An 18,852-nucleotide genomic window follows, 5' to 3' on the forward strand; every position below is an offset into this window, starting at 1 on the left:
CCTGCAAGGAGATCCTTCAGGGGAGCCAGCACAGCTCCTGTCATCCAGGGCTACACTGCCACTACTACAATATCTGACTGCTCTACCGTCTCTTTGCTGTCCCGGCAGGCTTTCATGCCTCGTTTTTCTGTGTTCTTTTTCAATTTTTCATAGTTCACCGCGCAGGCACACATCTGGGACGGTTTCAATGTATGGGTATACAAAAATCCGTCCGCAATGGCCTGCCCCATATTTCCAAATCCAATAAATCCGATCTTTACCTCTTCTCTTGTCATGTCAGACCTCCTGTACATATAGCTTTTCCCTCAATAGGACGCTTCTATTTTTTTGATCTTCTCATATAAAAATGTATTGGCAGGCACAGGTATCCCGTGCCTGGCAGCCATGGGGATCACAGTCCCTGCAAACATCTCCACCTCCGAGGGACGCCTGGAGACACCGTCCTGGCGCATGGAGGGCATTCCCTCCGGAGAGAGCGTGCGAAGAATGGCTATGTACTCGTCAAGGTCTGTCTCAGTCAGATGGATCCCCTCCGCGTTTGCAAGGGCGATCACCTCTCTCATGGCAGCCAGCATGGTCTCATTTGCCTCGCTTCCCTCTCTAAGAGCGCCCCCATAGTTGGTCTCATAGGCCATACAGGTCTGGTTCACGCCCACGTTCAGCATGAATTTTCCCCACAGACGGTGCAGGATATCCTCCTCCAGCGTATATGGCATCTGTATCTCATCAAAATAAGCTGCCACACGAGCCAGATTTTCCTGCTGGCAGGCGTCCTCCGCCCCGATGCGCAGTTCACCCTTCTTTGTATAGGTCAGCTTATTTCCAAACTTCATGGCATCCATGCCCTGCGCCACTGTGTCGATGAGGCGGTCATGTCCGTACCTTTCTCCAATGATCTTCTCGCTGCTGATGCCGTTCATCACAGAGAGGATCACCGTGTCCTTTCCCACACAGTTTTTCATGGTGTCCAGAGCGCCTGCAAGTCCATTGTACTTAACTGCCACAATGACAAGATCTGCCGGTGAAACATCCTGGCAGCACTCCATCCGAAACGTCTTCTCCTGCCCGTTGCAGACAAACACGGTGCCCTCATATTTTTCGTATCTCTCCCGGTCCATGACAAAGGAGACACTCTCCGGTCCTTTTGCGGATGCGATCTGATCCGCGTAGAGAAGGCCCAGCGCCCCCATTCCTATGATCGCTGTTTTCTCTATCATCCCTGCATTCCTCCTGCGCTGTCTGTAAAATTCCTTCAGGATCACTCCTGTAAAACAGGATACCACGGACAGGAAAACATGTAAAGAAAAGCCGCTCTGCCGGGGAGGATCTTTCATCCTCTTTTGGCAGAACAGCTTTTTACTGTTGTTTTTATCTGTCTTTTTTACTGGTCCTTTTTCTTTTTTTCACAAGGTCTGCTGCCAGTACCACCAGATATCCCCCTGCCAGCACTGCCAGGATCACTCCATTGACCAGCTCCTGCGGAGGTGCCTGTCTGTGAAGGGCAAGCTGCAGGATAAAAGCCGGCCTTGTCAGAAGATCCTTGTTGTAGATCAGCCGAAAGGCCGCAGTAATGGCCAGCCCGCAGACTGCCAGGTTGAGAATGCTGAAAAGAGCGCCGATCTTCCATTTTTTAAGAAATGAAATGATCCACAGCAGGGCAGCTGTTCCCACAAATGATATAAGAAACAGCGTCCCCATGTTGATCCGCATACATATTACAACGGAATTGACACAGAGCAGCGTGATCACACCGGCCCAGATCAGTCCGTTATAGACAGCTCCAATGATCCGTGCCATTATTCTGCAACCGTAAATGTGGCGATGATATGCGTTCCCTTGGCAGGCATTTTGTCAGAAGGTCCGAATGTGATCTCCTCCTGGTACTGGTAAGCTGCGTTGCTTGTGATACCGGCCGGGCAGCTCTCCAGACACATAATGCAGCCTGTAGCGTACTCCTGGTTCACCTCCAGGTTTCCGCCGAAGCGCATAGCCATCTCTCTCTCCTCGGAGGCTGTAAACAGATCTGCAAAAGAGCAGGTCTCTGTACCGATTTCTACATTTACATCCAGATCCGTTCCTTCTATAATGCCATCCGGATCATCCAGTGCAATATTGTTTCCGTCCTGTGCTCCAAGCTGTTTCAGCGCATCATAGAAATCCTTTGTGGCTGCTGTGGTAGTAAATAAAGTCTTGTCCGCGTTGGATCCTTCCTCGTTTACGATGGCATGGATCGTAGACTCGTCATATCCTGTGGACAGAATATTCATGGAAATAGTCTTTGCCTCCTCGTTCACTACCATGGCTGTGTCATCCACTGTGATCGTAAAAGTTACCTCCGTTCCTTCCTCCGGCATATTATCTGAAGGTGTGAACTCGATGGGCTCATTATACTGGTAAGCCGCATCGCTGGCGATACCTACCGAGCAGCTCTCCATACAGAGCAGACACCCTGTAGCGTACTCCTGATTGAGGGCCACATTGCCGCCAAAACGCATGTCCATCTCCCTCTCCTCAGAGGCTGTGATCAGATCATATGTGTCGTAGTCTGTCCCGTCTACCTGGATGGACACATCCAGGCCGCTTCCAAGGATTGTCCCGCTCTCGGCATCTACTGGTATATTATTTCCCGGAATACCGCCCAGCTCCACGATCGCATCATAGAAGTCCATTGTAGATGCCTCTGTGGTAAAGAAAGCGCTCTCGGCGTTGCTTCCGGAGTCATTCACAAGCAGGTGGATAGAAGACTCAGTATTTCCCGTTGCTGTAGCCTGCACTGTGATGGTTTTCGACTCAGCATCCACTGTAAGGGCTTCTGTTTCCTCCTGTGTCTCCTGGGCTGTCTCCCCGGCGCTGTCGCTGCCGGTCTCCTCTTCCTGCGCGCCGCATCCTGCCATTCCCATGGTCAGAAGAAGTGCAAGGAATAATGCTGTCTTTTTCATAAAAACTCTCCTCCTTTGTTCAGACATAGCTTTTTATTCCGTTTTATCTTACTCTCTATGTCTTCGAAAAGCCAATCGGAATTTTTTATATTTCTTTGTATTTATTGTTTTTTTCCATAAACCATTCCCGGTACCAGGCCGGACAGATTTCTGTGCAAAAAAGCAGGGACAAAATGTCCCTGCCTTTTTAACATAATCTGTGAGAGGTTTTTTATATCTACAGGCCAAGCAGAGCTTTAATCTCTTCCTTGCCCTGGGCGCCGACTGCCATGTTTACTTTCTTTCCGTCCTTGAACACGATGAGTGTGGGAATAGACATTACCCTGTACTGCTTTGCCAGCTCCATCTCCTCATCCACATTGACTTTCCCGATCTTCACGCCGGTAAGCTCCTCGGAGAGTTCCTCGATGATGGGCAGAACCATCTGGCACGGTCCGCACCAGGTAGCCCAGAAATCCACCAGTACCGGTACATCTGACTGTAATACCTCTTTTTCAAAATTGTCCTTTGTGAAATGTAATGCTGCCATATTTATTCCTTCCTTTCTTTCCACTGATTCCGTCCGGTCTGCCGGAGGATCTTTTTGGGATTGCTTTTTTCGTTTTCTGTCTCTATTATACACCATTGCGGATTTTTTTCTGTAACCTGGTCACATTCTTTTCAATCTTTTAAGAAAGCTCCCTGATAAAGGGGCAGATCGATCCGCACCTGCGCCCCTCCTGTCTCTGCATTGGAGAGCGTCAGCCTTCCGCCTGCCTCCTCTGTGAAAGTCCGGGCAATGTAAAGTCCCATGCCGTAATGACGGTGCCCCCGGCTGCCATCCCCCTGGTAGAACCGCTCTGTTCCCCTTTTCAGATCCTCCCCGGAAAATCCCGGTCCCTGGTCTGTCACCGTGATGCGAAGCCACTCCCTGCCGTCATCCCCCGGCCGGACAATGGAGGCATGGATCTCCACCTTCCCATCTGCAGGCGTATAGTCCACCCCGTTGGAAATGACGTTCAGAACTGCACGGCTTACATTGGTCCGGTTTCCTGCCAGAAAGCAGGAAGACGCCTCCGGCAGTTCCAGGCGACAGAGAATTTCTGCTTTTCCTGCCCTCCCCAGAGCCGCGGCCTTTTCCTTTATCTCCTCCAGCCAGGGGCGGGCCGGAAAATATGCCTGTCCGCAGCCATCCTCCAGGCTTATCTCTCCTTTCATGGTCTCATGGAGGATCACAAGATATTCCTCTATATCTTTTATATTATCCAGGATCTCTCCGTCCCATTCACGGATCTCGCGGAGATCCTCCGTCTCGGCAAGAAGCTCTGCATTTCCCCGTATAATGGTAAGAGGCGTCCGGATGTCGTGAGCCAGGGCCCGGACCTGCTGCTCTTTTTTTTGTTCCAGCTCCCACTGCTCCCTGAGGGACTTCTGGAGGGCTTCCTTCATCTTATGGAGGGAAGCCAGGACTTCGTCTATCTCCTTTATGTCAGAATGTTCCCTCTCAAAGGCCAGATCCTCCCTCTCCACTCTGGCGGCAGTCTCCGACAGGACCTTAAGCCGCCGGTCCACATATCTTCCAAAGCGGCGGGGCATACAGACCGTCAATATAACTATGATCAGCACGAAAGCCCCCAGAAACACAAGCTCTGCATTGGGGAAAATCTCCCGCAGGGCAGGGGAGACAAACTTTGCCATCACCTGGTACCGGATCATGGCTGTACTGCCGTTTTCCTTTTCAATTCTCTGCCAGAAACTTCCATACAGACTGGTCGTCTCCTGTGTACCTGCCTGCCTCCACACTTCTTTTCGCTGCTCTGCCGGGATATTTCCGTACAGCCAGGTGCCATCCTCCCCGTACACTCCGTAGACACATGTATCCGGAAGCAGCTTCTCTTCCACCTGTCCCCCTGTCCGGATGGCATCCGCAGCCTGCATGATCCGGGTCTGTTCATAGGAAGGGATCCGGATCATACCCAGGCTCACCAGGACAAAGTAGGAAAAAAAGATGATGACGCTCGCTCCCACCGCCAGCAGGGCGTACAGAAGAAGGAACCCGGAAAAAATAGCATGCAATCTTTTTTGTCCCGGATTTTTCCGCTTTGTCAGTTTCCTCAGCTTTTCCATCTGTACCCTGTCCCCCACACTGTCTCCACAGGCTCGCAGCCGGCCGCCCGGCATTTTGCCCGGATGTTTTTTATATGCTCCGTAATGGCGGAGCTGTCGCTCTCGCCATCATAGCCAAAGACATGCTCATAGATCTGCTCCCGTGAGAACACCTGGCCCCGGTGAAGGGCCAGATACTCGCAGATTTCATATTCACTCTTTGTAAAAGGCAGCTCCGTCTCCCTGTATACCGCCCGTTTCTCTCCCAGATAGAAACGCATCTCACCTGCCAGGACCGCATGGGTCTTCCTGCGCCTCTCCCGGCGGATGTGGGCCTGCACCCTGGACCGCAGTTCCCCGATACCAAAAGGCTTTCTGATATAATCGTCCCCTCCCAGGCCCAGACCTGTCATGATATCTTCCTCCCCGGTCCGGGCCGTGAGAAAGAGAATGGGACAGTCCACCTCCCCGCGGATCCGCCTGCAGAGGGAAAAACCGTCCACCCCCGGCATCATCACATCCAGAAGGATCAGATCATATTTCCCCAGAAACCTGTTCTTAAGCAGGAGGGGATCGCTGACTGTATCCACCTGGCAGCCGTCCTTTTCCAGCGCTCTCTTTATGATCCGCAGGATCCCTTCCTCGTCATCTACCGCCAATATATTTCCTGTCATTTTATTTTTCACTCCCGAAAGTCTTAAAAATCTTTTTTCCTGTACCAGAAAAGTACTGCCCCGAAAATCAGAAGGGACAATCCCCCGCATACAAAAAAGGGCAGGAAAGCCTGCTCAGCCACTCCCCCGGGGGCCATGACACCCATGTGATATACTAACACATAATCACACCACCTGCCACTGAAAGCCCAGGGAAGGTACATCCAGATCCCCTCTCCCATGCCGGTGAGCATGAGGCAGGCAAGGATCATCCCGCCCGCGCCGGCGCTTATGGATGCAGCCTTCCCCAGCCGGATGGAAAGGAAAAGGTGGATCAGATACACCGGTATCTGCCCAAGCCAGATCACCAGGGCTTCCCGCACATACAGATCCAGAGAGAACACATCGCCGCCCGGGAGAAGGCGATACAGGACGCCAAATCCCAGTATGGCCAGAAGGACAGCTCCCAGCCCCAGGATCAGAAGGCCCAGCCACTTGGCCGCGATCCCCCGGCATCTGCCCGGCGGCAGGAGAAGGAGGATCTGATATCCCGCCTCCGCCTCCATTTCCGCCGCCATCCCGCAGACAAGTCCTGTGAGGAAAGGCCAGATACATGCCACCACCTCCAGATAGGCCTGCACCTTTCCGGCACTGCTCCAGCCAGAGAAGCTGTAGTATAGAAGAAACACTGTCATCCCCACAAGAGGGAGAACGAGATGGATCTTCAGAACAGGCGTATGGGCATACTTTCTCATCTCCGCCGCCAGAAGTCTTGCAAATCCTTTCATACTCTCGCAGCCCCCTTTCTTTCATACCACCGCCTGGACAGATACCACAGAAGCACAAGCAGCGCCAGGCTGATCCCCAGCCCCGGAGCCAGGCTGGCCGGATCCAGCAGCTCCGCAGAGAAAGTAGGATTGCCCGGCCTGGCCGGCATATTGTTGGGCAGCACCCCGATGACCACACACATCATCCTAGGAAGGATGGCATAGGGATCCACCATCCAGAAGGGCGTCACAGCGGCCAGAATGCCTGTAAGTGTAAGTCCCATCTGAATCAGCAGAGCCGGCAGCATACCCAGGCGCCGCCAGAGGGACAGACAAAGCGGCACCTGCCAGCTTCCGGCCACAACCATGACAAGGACAGCAGCTCCGGCCTGGGGCAGGGATACCTGCAGCGTCTGGGACATCACCAGATGTGGAAAAATAAGATTTCCCGTGATCCAGACAGCCAGCGCCAGCAGGATGTTGGCTTTTACCATCCACAGGATACAGGTCAGCACCTTGGCGTCCCAGAGGCGCGCCAGGGGCACAGGCAGGGACAGGATGGCCCTGTCCTCCATTTTTCCGTCTTTTCCTGCCGCCAGACAGCACAGCAGCCCTGTCATGGCCGGATACATACCCACATACCACCAGTTGTAGGCGCTGACCGTGCCGTAAGTCGTGCTCAGCACAAAAGCCACTGCCAGCGTAAGGACAGGCAGCAGATACCACAGCATGTCCGTTCCGCTGCGGCGGTACTTCATCTTTTCCGCCCGCAGCAGTCTTCCCATACACGTCTTTTCCTGACTCATGCCTGCCACTCTCCTTTCCTGTTTTTCTCCACCACTTTTGTGAAAAGTTCCTCCAGATGTCCCTTCTGCGGCATCCCGCCCTGGTAGCCCAGGACGCCTCCCGACAGGATCCCGATATGATCTGCCATCTGCTCCACCTCACCCAGGATATGGCTGGAGACCAGCACTGTCATGCCGCCAGATGCAAACTCCCGCAGCATGGCACGGAGCTTCTGTATGCCGAAGGGATCCAGTCCGTTGGTGGGCTCATCCAGTATAAGGAGCTCCGGTTCTGACAAAAGGGCAGCCGCAATGCCAAGACGCTGTTTCATTCCCAGAGAAAATTTCCCGGCTTTCTTCTTTCCCGTGTCTGTCAGCTCCACAGTCTCAAGCACCTGGCTGATCCGGCTTTTGGGAAGCCCAAGGGCAGCGGTGCGTACCAGAAGATTTTCCCTGGCGCTTAAGTTCCCGTAGAGAGGAGGGGTTTCTATGAGAACTCCTGTCTTTGCCAGCGCCTGTCTGCTCCACGGCTGCCCCTTAAAGAGCACCTGTCCTTCATCAGGCTGCACCATGCCTGTGATGATCTTCAGCAGGGTGGACTTTCCGGCCCCGTTTGGCCCCAGCAGCCCGTAGACGCATCCTTCCGGGATGCGCAGGGACACCCGGTCCAGTGCCTTTTCGTCGTTTCCCCGGAATGTCTTTGTCAATGCTTTCGTTTCTAAAACAATAGATTTCATTCTTTTTCTCTCCTTTATATAGTATACCGGCGGCGCCAGAGGCATCCCGCCCTGTATCTGAGAGTATAAAAGAGAAACCTAAGGAATTTATAAGGGTGGTAGAGTAGGTTAGAGGGCTTTAGCCCTCTTTCCCCTCATCAAACCGTGCATGAGGTTCTCCCTCACACGGCTTTCCGACATTCTTCTTTCTACAGCATTACGTCATGCTCTAGCCATTTTCTTTAATCCTTTTTCGTAAATGCTATTTCTAACAAATCCCACTCTTGACATATGTTTACGCCTTTGGTGTTTCTTGTTATACCATCTTGTAAAGGTGCAGATAATATACCAGTCTAATTCCTGCATCCATGTCTCATTTGTTTTGGTGGAATAATAATTCTTCCAACCTATGATTTTCGGATTTAGATTCTTTATTAAATCCTCTTCCTTTGCAACTAACAGACTTCGACCGTTTACATTCTTTTTGATTTCTGCTTTCATCTTCTTCATGGCTTTCCTGCTCGGGTACTGATAAGTTTCTTTATACAATTGTCCTTTGCTTGTTTCCGTTGTCATTCTTCTGTGGTGCATTCCAAGAAAGTCAAATCCCTCTTTTCCGTCCCACATGCTGACAATCTTTGTTTTTACTGGGTGTAGCTTTAAATCCAGTTTTGCCATGATGTACTGCAATAAGTTCAGTGCGTGATTTGCATTTTTCTTATTCTTGCAAATGATGACTGTATCATCTGCGTACCTTACAAGAATACCGTGAGTAAGTCCATACTTTTCCCACAGTCTGTCCAGTGTATTTAAGTAGATGTTTGCCAATAACGGAGATATAACTGCACCTTGGCTTGTTCCCAGTTCGGAAATTGTCAGTACATTTCCGTATAATACTCCTGATACTAACCATTGTCTTATCAGCTTCAATATCCTACGGTCTGATATTCTCTGCTCTACCAGTTTCATCAGTTTATCTTGGTTTACGTTATCAAAGAACTTCTCAATATCTGCGTCTACTACATAATAGCCCTTGTTGTTACACGCTTTCCTTACCACTTCCAGTGCTTGCCTGGCACTTCTTTTCGGTCGGAATCCATAGGAACAATCTCTAAAGTCAGCTTCGAATACTGGCTCTATTGCTATCTTGGTAGCCATCTGCACAATTCTGTCCTTGACTGTTGGTATTCCAAGAGGTCTTTCACTTCCGTCTGGTTTTGGTATCATAACTCGCTTTACTGGGGATGGTTTATACTTTCCATCCATCAGTTCCGATTTGATTTCTGACAGGTATTTTTCAATTCCCATCTCTTCAATATCTTCGATTCCGATACCATCTACACCACTGGAACCTTTGTTAGCTTTTACCCGTTTCCATGCTTCAAAAAGTACATCATCACGATATACCTTATCGTAAAGTGCATGAAATCTTCGGCTATCACATTTCTTGGCTGTCAGATATAGTTTGTTTTGAAGTTGTCGAACTTTTTCTTTGGAGTTGTTAGTCTGCATGACATTCTCTCACTCTTACCCTCTCCACAAACATGAATGAAGTAAGGAACCTTCCCATAAACTGCGTTTTCCTGCACAGTCATTGTCGGTACTATGTTCCTTTCCGACTCCCTCCCATCAGAAATACGATTTCGCCAAGCTTATACGCCTTCTCTTTACCTTTCAGTGATGGGTAGGGTCTCTCCAGTTCCGAACCACACTTTTCATACATACCGCTTCCTCTATACCGAGAGATTCTTCCGTGCTGCTTTCCAGTATCTTCACACGTTCCATGGTTTTCGCCCATTTTCGCAGGACTCAACTTCTCTTCCCTCTCTTTCGAGACCTTTTTAACGATACGGCAGAATTCACTTTATTTTACGGTCTGCATGATTGCTCGCTCCTCTTATCGAGGCTACTTTATCCACTCGCTTAGCACCCTGCATTACTGCAACGCACCGAGTTTAGCTACACAGCTCACTGGCGATTACTGTGACCGGACTTACACCGGCTAGTGTGGTCCAGCTTTGCTGGACACACCGAAAAAAAGAAGGGTATTGCTACCCTTCCGTGTGGATGGTTCCCTGGAAACTATCCTTAAAGATCCACCCCTGGGTCAGATCCGTGCTTGTAAAGACGGCCTTTGTATTGCCGGCCGTCCCCTGCCCCAGGGTCAGTGTAAACACGCCGCCCTCTGCTGTCAGAGAGTCCACTTTGTCCAGAAAGGATACACTGGAAGGAAGGCTCTCCCAGGGGAGGACCAGCTCTGTAAAGGAAGCGCCTCCATCGGTGGTCACTCTGAGAGCCGGATACTGTTCGTCGCCGTTCACTGTCTGGAGGCTGGCCACGCCATGTGATGTGTCCGAAAAAGCCAGTCCATCCAGCATCATTGCCTCCTCGTACAGCTCTGTGGAAGATGTCCACGTCTCTCCCCCGTCATGGGTCCAGTACACGTAAGTAGCCCCGCCACTCCCCATGGTCCAGTCTGTGCCAAGACCAGCGTACCCGTTTTCACTGTCCAGGAAACGGACGATCCTTCTTGTGCAGAGTCTTGGCATATAGTCTGTAAACGGAATGTCCTGCCAGGTGCCCCCTTTGTCCCGGGACAGGCGAAGAGTGGGCATCTCCCCGTAAAACACAGCGTAGACGCCGTTTCTATCTGCAAAGTAACTGTCCTCAAAAAGGCTGCCGCCCCTCTGGTAGGTGTCCGTGGTCTCGCTTACCTGCTGGCTGGAAAGTCCTGTGGAGACCCAGCTTTCTCCCGCATCACCGGTCAGAAGGAGGTCCCCGTTATTGATCCGATAATCCATCTGCATCACTGTCTCCGGGTGTCCGGACAGGGCGGACGTATCTGCCGCCTCACAGTAATATTCCAGCCTTTTGCCAGTGGCCCCGGTTCCATCCGTAAGGGAGATGACCAGGGCAGAGGAGCCGTCGCTGACACCGCCCTGCCCCTGCTGGTACTCTTCCCATGTCAGCACCGGGAAATCCTGCCCGCCGCTTCCATCCAGGACCGGTGTCCCCGCTTCAAGCTGGATGTCCGGCTGAAATTCCACCTGGAAACGGTCGAAATCAAGAAGGCGGATCTGTGCTTCAAAGGGGATCCTGCGGATCTGCTCATCTATGTATGTGAAATCCGCATTGGGATCGTAGTATGTGGGAAGGGCTGTTTCCTGGTACTCCCTGCAGGAAAGCTCCTGCGTCCCGCTGTCGTAGGTATAACCCACATGGGAGATATACTGATCCTGGTCATCGAAACCTGTCACCGTCAGCGTAAAGTCTGTCACCTCTCCCTTTTCTGTAATAGAAGCTCCCAGATAGGCGATATCCCCATGCTCTGGAAACTCTTCCGTTTCTTTTACCTTATCCAGAATGGCGGCAAGCCCCGCCTGTTCCAGCGTGTTCTCCTTATCCGTCCACCTGCTGAATATAAATGCCGCCAGCGCTGCCATCACAAGGATGGCCGCGGCCATTGCAATGATAACTCTCTTTTTCATGTCTGTTCTCCCCTTTCTGTTATCGTCTGTCCATACCCTGGCTTATATATCTCCATCCATGATCCGCTCCAGCACGACAGGGGTGGTCTTCTTCATACTGACCCTGCACAGAGTCAGTGTGCCGCCATCCTCCACCGTGTTCTCCCCGCCCTCCAGGATGCAGTCCGCATTCAGCACAAGAGTCCACTCAGGGCCGTCTTTGGGGAAAACCAGGGAAAGGGTTCCATACTGTATGTATGCATCATATTCGTAGGTTTCCACTCCCCGGGGCGTCTCCAGTTCCATCTGTCCGTTGCGCACATCCAGCATGTAGCCGCCTTCCCCCACCCATGTGCCTGCGATGGCATTGGACACATAGTAATAGGCAGTCCCGTCGCTGCGGTCTCCGTAAGTGGCAACATACTGGTGTACTCCTCCGTCCTCTTCTGACTCATACGTCACAGCGCACACGTCTTTTTCCAGCCACTGGGTCTTTACTTCCCCGGCAACGGTAAAGGGAAAAGTTTCCGCCTGGCGGACAAAAGGTCCCGCGGCCTGCCTGTAAAGCCTGGCAGAGCCATTATCCTCCTGTATTTTTAAAACCATGCAGTCTGAAGGAAAGCCGGGAGAAAAGCTGAGGATCTCTCTTTGTCCATCATCGGTCAGAAGGCCGGCTGCCCCATTGCCTGCGAAGAGGAGCACAGCTCCCAGCACCACCGCCGGTTTTAAGAAAAAGGGGCGCAGCTTTTTCATACAGAGGCCGCCTGCCATCAGAAACAAAAGGGCCGCCCCGTTTACGGCAAAGAACATCCACCTGGCCATATACTCGATCTGATACCCGTCTCTGTTAAGGATGTACCAGATCTGCACACCCAGGCACAGGATCCCCAGCACAAGCAGAATGCCCCCGACTCCTTCCAGCACATACCGGGACCGCTCCTTTTTCTCCGGGTGTTCCATGACACCGGAGGGCGTTGTGTACTCCTGCAGAGCCGGCTGCACAGTTTCCGTTTCTGCCGGGCCGCCCTCCAGGATCGCCTCCACCGGCACGTCCAGTACGCGGGCAAGCTCCAGCAGAACGCTGATATCCGGCATCCCCTGGCCTGTCTCCCACTTGGAGACAGCTTTGTTTGTCACACCCAGCCTGTCCGCCAGGTCTTTCTGTGTCATCTTCTTCTTTTTTCTGCAGGCTGCAATGTATCTTCCTGTCTTTTCGTGATCCATGCCGTCCTCTCCCTTCGCTGTTTTCGTTCTTATCATACCCCGCCGGGGAAAATCTGGCAATATACGCGAGGAAGAGCAGGAGTCCACGGATCGTGGAACTGCCTGCTCTTCCCTGTTTTCCGGTATTTTCTTCTATTCTTCCGCCGCTCCTTCTGCCAGCTTTTCATACCACTGAAGAGTGGTTTCCTCCTGCTGGCTGTTGGCAAACACAGTCATGTCGTCCAACCGGATCTCAAGAACAGGGGTAGATCCTCTATACAGGAACATCATACATTTCCCTGTCTCCTTTCCCCGGAAATGTCCCACATTGTACTCTTCTGTGCTGCCGCCGTTTGTCCTTGTAAAGTTCTCATCCGGCATATCATCCAGAAGGGTGACGGAGCGGATCTCCTCTTTGTCAAAAGAGCAGTCGTACCCTGCCGCCTCAAAAGTAAACGTATTTCCCTCCTGTGTAAGCAGGACTTCCACATTGATAAAATCTGCCAGCAGCACGGCCGTCCAGATGACAAGACCTGCAATCACCGCCGCCAGAACTGCCGTTATCACTTTCGCCGCCGGCCGCCCGTAATTCATGGACATGTTCATGCTGTTAAACCGGTCCTGGATAAAAAGATGCCTGTCCCCCGGGTTGTTGTACCAGCCGTATTTCCAGTATTCATCGTCGTCAATGTAACAGGCGGAGGTGTCTGCCTCCATCACTTCCTGCCGTTTCCTCACAGACCTTGCAAGCGGGAAAAGCAGGGCCGCTACCTCCAGAATGAGAAGGGCTGTATAGATCCCGTAGACGGCCCCCGACAGATCCGGGCCACAGCGGAAATACCAGAAAGCCATCCAGAGCCAGGATGCTCCGTTCAACCAGGACGCGTACACAAGTCCCTCTGTCCAGGACCGTTTCATCAGACGGTTGGCGGCCAGGTTGATCTCTGTGTGATCGCTGTACACCCGGTTGGGCCGCCGCACCACCGCAAGATGCATGCCAAGAAAAAGAAGGCAGAGTCCTACGCCGGTGCCGTAAAGCAGCCAGATGGGCCATGCCTCGGCCCAGGAGACATGGAACCTTCGCTCCCCTTCCACGACGAGGAAAACCGTAGCCGCTGTCAACGCCAGAACGGGAAGATGCCATTTCCAGTCCAGGGCCATCTTCTCCGAGGCAGCAGAGACGGCTGTGTCAATGCGGACAATCTTTTTACTTCTCTCATCCACCCAGCCTTTCTTTACTTTCAGCCGGTACATCCTTCTGTGTGGGACGATGATCAGATACTCCAGGCCGCACACATATTCCAGCAGCCACAGAGACCATACGATGATAAATACGATGTAATCCACAAAACACAGGAAACAGGAAAGGGTCCCCACCGCAAGATTGATCCGGTGAAATAACGTCCAGTTCCTCCGGTATTTTTCACAGAGTTCTTCCACTTCCGGGTGATGGATGCAGGTAGCCGGAATATGGACTCCCAGAACCATCCCCTCTCTGTACTCCCACATTTTCCCGTAGGAATAGCGGCACAGAGGAACAATGATCAGATTTGATATAAGGAAAATAAAAAACATGGCAATATTCATCGCTTACCCCTCACTTTCCGCGGGATGCATGCTTGTAAACATCTCCTCGCAGATCCGCATAAATTCGTCTTTTTTCATTCCTTTAAGGCAGGCCTCCGCCGACAAAAGCTCCAGCTCGGACTCCAGCTTCTCCCGGAAGAGTCCCTCCGCCTGCCCCGCAGGCAGTACCGTGGCTCCTTTTCTCCTGTCAATCTCTATAAATCCTTCTGTCTTCAGTATCTGGTACGTCTTGTTTACAGTCATGGTATTGATCCCTGCGTCCCGGGCCATCTGCCGGACCGAAGGCAGCGTCTCCCCTGCCCGCAGTTCGCCTCTGCCTATGCCTTTGACAATCTGGTTTCTGAGCTGTACGTATATGGGCGTGTCACTGCTCATATCAAGAGAAATGATCATAAAATCCGCCTCCTCTCCCTGGAATATCTCTGCTTTTGCATTATGATAAAAGTATTATCTGTATTACTAATCATAATACAGATAATACTTTTTTACAAGTCCTGTTCTCACATTACATTTACCTTACATTTCTGTCATTTTCACAGATTTTTCGACAATCCGTGCTACAATACGGCTCATAAAAGAAATCCAGTTTAAGGAGGGCTGCTTTATGAGCTCCTACGTACAGACCATTCTGACGGCGGTAGTCGCTTTTCCCTTTATCGCCTTTTTATTTACCTTCCCCTATATCATTTACAACTACCGGAAATACGGCTCTGTCCTAAGTTTCCGTATTCTGATTGTGTACTCTTTTATCCTGTACCTGCTGTGTGTCTACTTCCTTGTCATCCTGCCCCTGCCTTCCATCGATGAAGTGGCCCGCATGACAGGTCCCAGGATACAGTCCATTCCTTTTATGTTTATCCGGGATATTTTCCAGGAGTCAGATTTCCGCCTACGGGATGTCTCCACCTGGATAACCCTCATTAAAAATAAGGCATTTTTCCAGGTATTTTTCAATTTCATTATGATCATCCCTTTTGGCATCTATCTGCGGTATTATTTCCGGTGCGGTTTCAGAAGGACCTTTCTTTTCTCCTTCCTTCTGTCTCTGTTCTTTGAGCTGACCCAGCTCACAGGGCTGTACTTTCTCTATCCCAGGGGATACCGGCTTTTCGATGTGGATGACCTGCTGATCAATACCCTCGGCGGTATTGCCGGGTATCTGTGCGCCCCGGCCTTCATGCGGCTTCTGCCATCCCGCGAAAACATGGATAAAGCCAGCATACGCCGGGGAATGGAGGTGTCCCTGCCCCGGCGCGTACTGGCTCTTTGTTTCGATCTGTTCCTTATCTTTCTGGCAGATGCAGCGCTTCGGGCTGCCCTTCCCGGCGGCCGCCAGATGCCAGGCAGCCTCTGGCTTATTCCTGCCTTTTTATACTACTCCTTTGTTCCCGCGCTTACAGGCGGGCACACCGCAGGAAAATGGATCCTGCGCATCCGCATCGGCGCCACAGCAACAGGCGACAGGCCCCACTGGTACCAGTACCCGCTGCGGTGCGGCAGTCTGCTCCTCTTTCTCTTTGCACTGCCCCGGATCTTCTCCCTGCTTCCGCCTCTGCCGGCCTTTCTGTGTTACACAGTCTGGTTCTTCTTTCTTGTATACACAGGGATCCGCTCTGCCCGGCACCTGGATCTGTTTTACGAAAAGCTGTCCGGCACAAGAAATATTTCCTCCCTGGCAGACCAGCCTTGTCCCTCTGAGGAAATGTCATCCTAATGGCAGTTTTCTTACAAGTACCAGTCAGAACAGCGGCTTCAGACACTTCACGATCCGCTCCACCACCTGGACAAAGGTCTGTGTATCCACGGACATATTGTTTAAATAGGCGTGATACGCCCCCTGGATGCAGTAGGAAAGAAGAATATCCTTTTCCGGATCTTCCTGGTACTCCGGGTATTTCCGGTAGATCACCTTTTTAAGCTCCCTCTCCATCTGCACTCCCAGGTGGTTCTGCTCCTTTCCCGCAAACAGCACCTTGATGAGGGAGATATTGGACAGGAAGGCAAGGCAGAGGGCCCGCGTGAACACATCCGGATTTTCCGCAGAGTGTCCCTTAAGATCCGGGATGCTGTTTACAATGGAGAGCACCGTCTCCTGCTCTAGTGTCTCCGAGAGCGCATAGATATCGCTGTAGTGGGCGTAAAATGTGGACTTGTTGATACAGGCCAGGGCGCACAGCTCTTTCACTGTAATCTTCTCCAACGGTTTCTGCGCCCGCAGTTCCATAAATGCGTTGCGGATCGCTTTCTCTGTTTTTTCTGTTCTTAAATCCATCTTCCGTCCTCCCGGATCTTCCCTTTTAAGCAACCATTTCGCCAAAGAGTTGTTTTTCCGACGGATCACGGATATCGTCGGTGGACTCCCTGGCTGCGCTGTGATAATTATAAGATATAAAACAACTCGTGTCTATTATTTACGGAGGTCAGTTATGGATTTTTACGGATTTTATACAGGGAAAATTTTTGATGCGCACGAATACCTGGGCGCCCATGTGCAGGATGACGGAACCACGTTCCGCACCTTTGCCCCTTCCGCTTCCAGAGTCAGTCTCATCGGGGAATTTAGCGGCTGGCAGGAACTCCCCATGGAGAAAGTCCACGACGGAAATTTCTGGGAAGTCCATGTAAAGGACGCCCTCCCGGGTATGATGTACAAGTACCGGATCTACGGCGGGGACGGCCGCTGCATAGACCACTGCGATCCTTACGGGTACGGCATGGAGCTGCGCCCTGCCACCGCCTCCATCATACGCAGCAGGGACAGCTTTCATTTCCAGGACCAGGCCTGGATGAAAAAGCGTTCCGACTGCCGGGACAAGCCGCTGAACATCTACGAAATCCACTTCGGCTCTTTCCGGAAACCTTCCGATGAACCGGACGCCTGGTACACCTACGATGAACTGGCAGACCTGCTGATCCCTCATCTTAAGGAAGCCGGGTACAACTATCTGGAGATCATGCCCCTGGCCGAGTATCCCTGCGATGACTCCTGGGGCTACCAGGGAACCGGCTTTTTTTCCCCCACCTCCCGGTACGGCACCATGGATCAGTTCAAATCTTTTATCAATGCCTGCCACCGCAGCGGCATCGGCGTGATCCTGGACTTTGTCCCGATCCATTTCGCGGTAGACGACTATGCGCTTGCGCACTATGACGGCACGGCCCTCTACGAGTACCCTCACTCTGCCGTGGGATACAGCGAGTGGGGAAGCTGCAATTTCATGCACTCCCGGGGCGAGGTGCGGAGTTTTCTCCAGTCCGCGGCAGACTACTGGCTCACCGAGTTCCATATAGACGGCCTGCGTATGGATGCCATCAGCCGGGCCATCTACTGGCAGGGAGATCCGGCCCGGGGCGTCAACGGAAATGCGGTGGACTTCCTGCGAAATATGAACCAGGGGCTGAAAAAAAGATACCCCGACGTCATTCTGGCGGCGGAGGACTCCACCTCCTTCCCGGATATCACACGGCCCGCCGAAGAGGGCGGCCTTGGCTTTGACTACAAGTGGGACATGGGCTGGATGAACGATACACTGAACTATTTCCGCACAGCCCCAGCTTACCGCACAGCAGAATACCACAAGCTCACGTTCTCCATGGCCTATTATTACCAGGAGCAGTATCTCCTGCCTCTCTCTCACGATGAGGTAGTCCACGGAAAAGCCACCATCATGCAGAAAATGTACGGGGATTACGATGGAAAGTTCCCCCAGGCGCGGGCTTTCTATATGTACATGTACGCCCATCCCGGGAAAAAACTGAATTTCATGGGAAATGAAATCGGACAGCTCCGGGAGTGGGATGAAAAACGGGAGCAGGACTGGTGCCTCCTCTCCTATCCGGCCCACGACGGCTTCTTTCACTTCATGGCGGATCTGAACCACTTTTACCTGGAACATTCCCCACTCTGGGAGCAGGACTATGAGGAAGGCGGCTTCCAGTGGCTGGACTGTCACCAGGAGGAGAAATGTATCTATGCCTTTGAGCGCCGCAGCCGCAAAGAGCGCCTTGTGGCCGTCTTCAACTTCTCCGACAAAAAGATGGATGATTTTGTGCTGAAGGTCCCAGGCGCAGAGGCGCTGATCCCTGTGTTTTCCAGTGATCTGGAAATGTACGGCGGCGCTTCCAGAGAAAAAAGAGCAAAGATCAAAGGGGAGCATCAGCTCTTTCAGATTGATATGTCCCCCTATTCGGCCCTGTATTTTACAGTGAAGTGATTATAGCACAGGCCATTTCCAAAAAAGACAGCGGATGCCGTCCCGTATATCCGGAACCTCATCCGCTGTCTCCTGCCACGAAAGTAAAGTGATTTATAAATTATCTTCCCAGCATTCTGTATGCCACGTTTAAGTTGCCTCCGTTCATCATAAGGAAGCCTCCTGTGATTGTTGCTGCGTTCTCTGCAAAATATCTCTTAATTCTCTCCATGATTGTCATACCTCCATTATCTGTTATTACCATATTTCCATTCAATGCAGTTGTTTTCATAAGTCATACACTCCTTTCAACTGTTATTGATGTTGTTTCCTCTTTACGTGTATTATCATACTGCTCTTTTCCGGTAAGAAACAGATATCTTTTTGACATATTTTAAGTCGATATTGATTTATTCTGTTTTTTCTGCTATTCTATTCTGCAACAGAAAAAGGAGGA

General features: G+C 51.6%; 19 protein-coding genes. 2 read left to right on the forward strand and 17 right to left on the reverse strand.

The features are described from left to right. Positions 1-50: 50 nt before the first annotated feature. The 15 genes from Q5911_RS00005 to Q5911_RS00075 all read right to left on the reverse strand — a co-directional run bounded on the left by Q5911_RS00005 (position 51) and on the right by Q5911_RS00075 (position 14,595). Positions 51-275 (reverse strand): pyrroline-5-carboxylate reductase family protein, encoded by a 225-nt coding sequence (locus Q5911_RS00005; protein ID WP_303179977.1) that lies wholly within the window; start codon positions 273-275, stop codon positions 51-53. Positions 276-305: 30 nt separating this feature from the next. Continuing rightward, positions 306-1,217: a ketopantoate reductase family protein gene (locus tag Q5911_RS00010; RefSeq protein WP_281725706.1), complete on the reverse strand. Its 912-nt coding sequence runs from the start codon at positions 1,215-1,217 to the stop codon at positions 306-308. 151 nt (positions 1,218-1,368) lie between these two features. After that, positions 1,369-1,797, reverse strand: a complete 429-nt coding sequence (locus Q5911_RS00015) for a hypothetical protein (RefSeq protein ID WP_087174065.1) — start codon at positions 1,795-1,797, stop codon at positions 1,369-1,371. Continuing rightward, positions 1,797-2,939 carry a YdjY domain-containing protein gene (locus Q5911_RS00020; RefSeq protein WP_281725704.1) on the reverse strand — a complete coding sequence of 381 codons (1,143 nt, stop codon included), beginning with the start codon at positions 2,937-2,939 and terminating at the stop codon, positions 1,797-1,799. Before Q5911_RS00020 ends, Q5911_RS00015 begins: the two co-directional genes overlap by 1 nt. Positions 2,940-3,156: 217 nt before the next feature. Next, positions 3,157-3,468, reverse strand: coding sequence for a thioredoxin (trxA, locus tag Q5911_RS00025; protein ID WP_076780742.1), 312 nt, complete (start codon positions 3,466-3,468; stop codon positions 3,157-3,159). 131 nt (positions 3,469-3,599) lie between these two features. Continuing rightward, positions 3,600-5,045, reverse strand: a complete 1,446-nt coding sequence (locus Q5911_RS00030) for a HAMP domain-containing sensor histidine kinase (RefSeq protein ID WP_303179983.1) — start codon at positions 5,043-5,045, stop codon at positions 3,600-3,602. Next, positions 5,033-5,698 (reverse strand): response regulator transcription factor, encoded by a 666-nt coding sequence (locus tag Q5911_RS00035; RefSeq protein WP_076776694.1) that lies wholly within the window; start codon positions 5,696-5,698, stop codon positions 5,033-5,035. The genes Q5911_RS00030 and Q5911_RS00035 overlap by 13 nt, the downstream gene beginning before the upstream one ends. Before the next feature lie 23 nt (positions 5,699-5,721). After that, entirely contained in the window at positions 5,722-6,465 is a 744-nt protein-coding gene (locus Q5911_RS00040; RefSeq protein ID WP_303179984.1) for a lantibiotic immunity ABC transporter MutG family permease subunit, read from the reverse strand. Beyond that, positions 6,462-7,250, reverse strand: coding sequence for a lantibiotic immunity ABC transporter MutE/EpiE family permease subunit (locus Q5911_RS00045; protein ID WP_303179985.1), 789 nt, complete (start codon positions 7,248-7,250; stop codon positions 6,462-6,464). The genes Q5911_RS00040 and Q5911_RS00045 overlap by 4 nt, the downstream gene beginning before the upstream one ends. Then, positions 7,247-7,966 carry a lantibiotic protection ABC transporter ATP-binding protein gene (locus Q5911_RS00050; RefSeq protein ID WP_303179987.1) on the reverse strand — a complete coding sequence of 240 codons (720 nt, stop codon included), beginning with the start codon at positions 7,964-7,966 and terminating at the stop codon, positions 7,247-7,249. Before Q5911_RS00050 ends, Q5911_RS00045 begins: the two co-directional genes overlap by 4 nt. A 201-nt stretch (positions 7,967-8,167) precedes the next feature. Then, a complete protein-coding gene (gene ltrA, locus Q5911_RS00055) occupies positions 8,168-9,457 on the reverse strand; it encodes a group II intron reverse transcriptase/maturase (protein ID WP_118585015.1) in 1,290 nt (429 codons plus the stop codon). Between the two features lie 539 nt (positions 9,458-9,996). After that, positions 9,997-11,433, reverse strand: coding sequence for a WD40/YVTN/BNR-like repeat-containing protein (locus Q5911_RS00060; RefSeq protein WP_303179990.1), 1,437 nt, complete (start codon positions 11,431-11,433; stop codon positions 9,997-9,999). Between the two features lie 42 nt (positions 11,434-11,475). Further along, positions 11,476-12,636: a helix-turn-helix domain-containing protein gene (locus Q5911_RS00065; RefSeq protein ID WP_303179992.1), complete on the reverse strand. Its 1,161-nt coding sequence runs from the start codon at positions 12,634-12,636 to the stop codon at positions 11,476-11,478. A gap of 132 nt (positions 12,637-12,768) precedes the next feature. Beyond that, the gene (locus Q5911_RS00070) at positions 12,769-14,202 is read right to left on the reverse strand and encodes a hypothetical protein (protein WP_303179994.1); all 1,434 of its coding nucleotides are present in this window, start codon (positions 14,200-14,202) and stop codon (positions 12,769-12,771) included. A gap of 3 nt (positions 14,203-14,205) precedes the next feature. Then, on the reverse strand, positions 14,206-14,595 hold the full coding sequence (locus Q5911_RS00075; protein WP_076776677.1) for a GntR family transcriptional regulator: 390 nt from the start codon (positions 14,593-14,595) through the stop codon (positions 14,206-14,208). 211 nt (positions 14,596-14,806) lie between these two features. Between Q5911_RS00075 and Q5911_RS00080 the strand changes: the two genes are divergently transcribed. Next, on the forward strand, positions 14,807-15,916 hold the full coding sequence (locus tag Q5911_RS00080; protein WP_303179996.1) for a VanZ family protein: 1,110 nt from the start codon (positions 14,807-14,809) through the stop codon (positions 15,914-15,916). A 24-nt stretch (positions 15,917-15,940) separates the two neighbouring features. On the opposite strand, the gene Q5911_RS00085 is transcribed toward Q5911_RS00080, so the two are convergent. Further along, positions 15,941-16,474, reverse strand: a complete 534-nt coding sequence (locus Q5911_RS00085) for a TetR/AcrR family transcriptional regulator (RefSeq protein ID WP_076776673.1) — start codon at positions 16,472-16,474, stop codon at positions 15,941-15,943. Between the two features lie 154 nt (positions 16,475-16,628). Here Q5911_RS00085 and glgB point away from each other — a divergent pair, with 154 nt between their 5' ends. Further along, entirely contained in the window at positions 16,629-18,416 is a 1,788-nt protein-coding gene (gene glgB, locus Q5911_RS00090; protein ID WP_303179999.1) for a 1,4-alpha-glucan branching protein GlgB, read from the forward strand. A gap of 100 nt (positions 18,417-18,516) precedes the next feature. Here glgB and Q5911_RS00095 read toward each other — a convergent pair whose 3' ends face one another. Beyond that, positions 18,517-18,687: a hypothetical protein gene (locus Q5911_RS00095; protein ID WP_164488605.1), complete on the reverse strand. Its 171-nt coding sequence runs from the start codon at positions 18,685-18,687 to the stop codon at positions 18,517-18,519. Positions 18,688-18,852: the final 165 nt, after the last annotated feature.

The organism is Lachnoclostridium phocaeense (assembly GCF_959599685.1).
Taxonomy (GTDB): domain Bacteria; phylum Bacillota; class Clostridia; order Lachnospirales; family Lachnospiraceae; genus Claveliimonas; species Claveliimonas monacensis.

Coding starts and splice junctions, on each gene's coding strand:
- Q5911_RS00005 (WP_303179977.1), bottom strand. CDS start 275: ATGACAAGAGAAGAGGTAAAGATCGGATTTATTGGATTTGGAAATATG.
- Q5911_RS00010 (WP_281725706.1), bottom strand. CDS start 1,217: ATGATAGAGAAAACAGCGATCATAGGAATGGGGGCGCTGGGCCTTCTC.
- Q5911_RS00015 (WP_087174065.1), bottom strand. CDS start 1,797: ATGGCACGGATCATTGGAGCTGTCTATAACGGACTGATCTGGGCCGGT.
- Q5911_RS00020 (WP_281725704.1), bottom strand. CDS start 2,939: ATGAAAAAGACAGCATTATTCCTTGCACTTCTTCTGACCATGGGAATG.
- trxA (WP_076780742.1), bottom strand. CDS start 3,468: ATGGCAGCATTACATTTCACAAAGGACAATTTTGAAAAAGAGGTATTA.
- Q5911_RS00030 (WP_303179983.1), bottom strand. CDS start 5,045: ATGGAAAAGCTGAGGAAACTGACAAAGCGGAAAAATCCGGGACAAAAA.
- Q5911_RS00035 (WP_076776694.1), bottom strand. CDS start 5,698: ATGACAGGAAATATATTGGCGGTAGATGACGAGGAAGGGATCCTGCGG.
- Q5911_RS00040 (WP_303179984.1), bottom strand. CDS start 6,465: ATGAAAGGATTTGCAAGACTTCTGGCGGCGGAGATGAGAAAGTATGCC.
- Q5911_RS00045 (WP_303179985.1), bottom strand. CDS start 7,250: ATGAGTCAGGAAAAGACGTGTATGGGAAGACTGCTGCGGGCGGAAAAG.
- Q5911_RS00050 (WP_303179987.1), bottom strand. CDS start 7,966: ATGAAATCTATTGTTTTAGAAACGAAAGCATTGACAAAGACATTCCGG.
- ltrA (WP_118585015.1), bottom strand. CDS start 9,457: ATGCAGACTAACAACTCCAAAGAAAAAGTTCGACAACTTCAAAACAAA.
- Q5911_RS00060 (WP_303179990.1), bottom strand. CDS start 11,433: ATGAAAAAGAGAGTTATCATTGCAATGGCCGCGGCCATCCTTGTGATG.
- Q5911_RS00065 (WP_303179992.1), bottom strand. CDS start 12,636: ATGGATCACGAAAAGACAGGAAGATACATTGCAGCCTGCAGAAAAAAG.
- Q5911_RS00070 (WP_303179994.1), bottom strand. CDS start 14,202: ATGAATATTGCCATGTTTTTTATTTTCCTTATATCAAATCTGATCATT.
- Q5911_RS00075 (WP_076776677.1), bottom strand. CDS start 14,595: ATGATCATTTCTCTTGATATGAGCAGTGACACGCCCATATACGTACAG.
- Q5911_RS00080 (WP_303179996.1), top strand. CDS start 14,807: ATGAGCTCCTACGTACAGACCATTCTGACGGCGGTAGTCGCTTTTCCC.
- Q5911_RS00085 (WP_076776673.1), bottom strand. CDS start 16,474: ATGGATTTAAGAACAGAAAAAACAGAGAAAGCGATCCGCAACGCATTT.
- glgB (WP_303179999.1), top strand. CDS start 16,629: ATGGATTTTTACGGATTTTATACAGGGAAAATTTTTGATGCGCACGAA.
- Q5911_RS00095 (WP_164488605.1), bottom strand. CDS start 18,687: ATGAAAACAACTGCATTGAATGGAAATATGGTAATAACAGATAATGGA.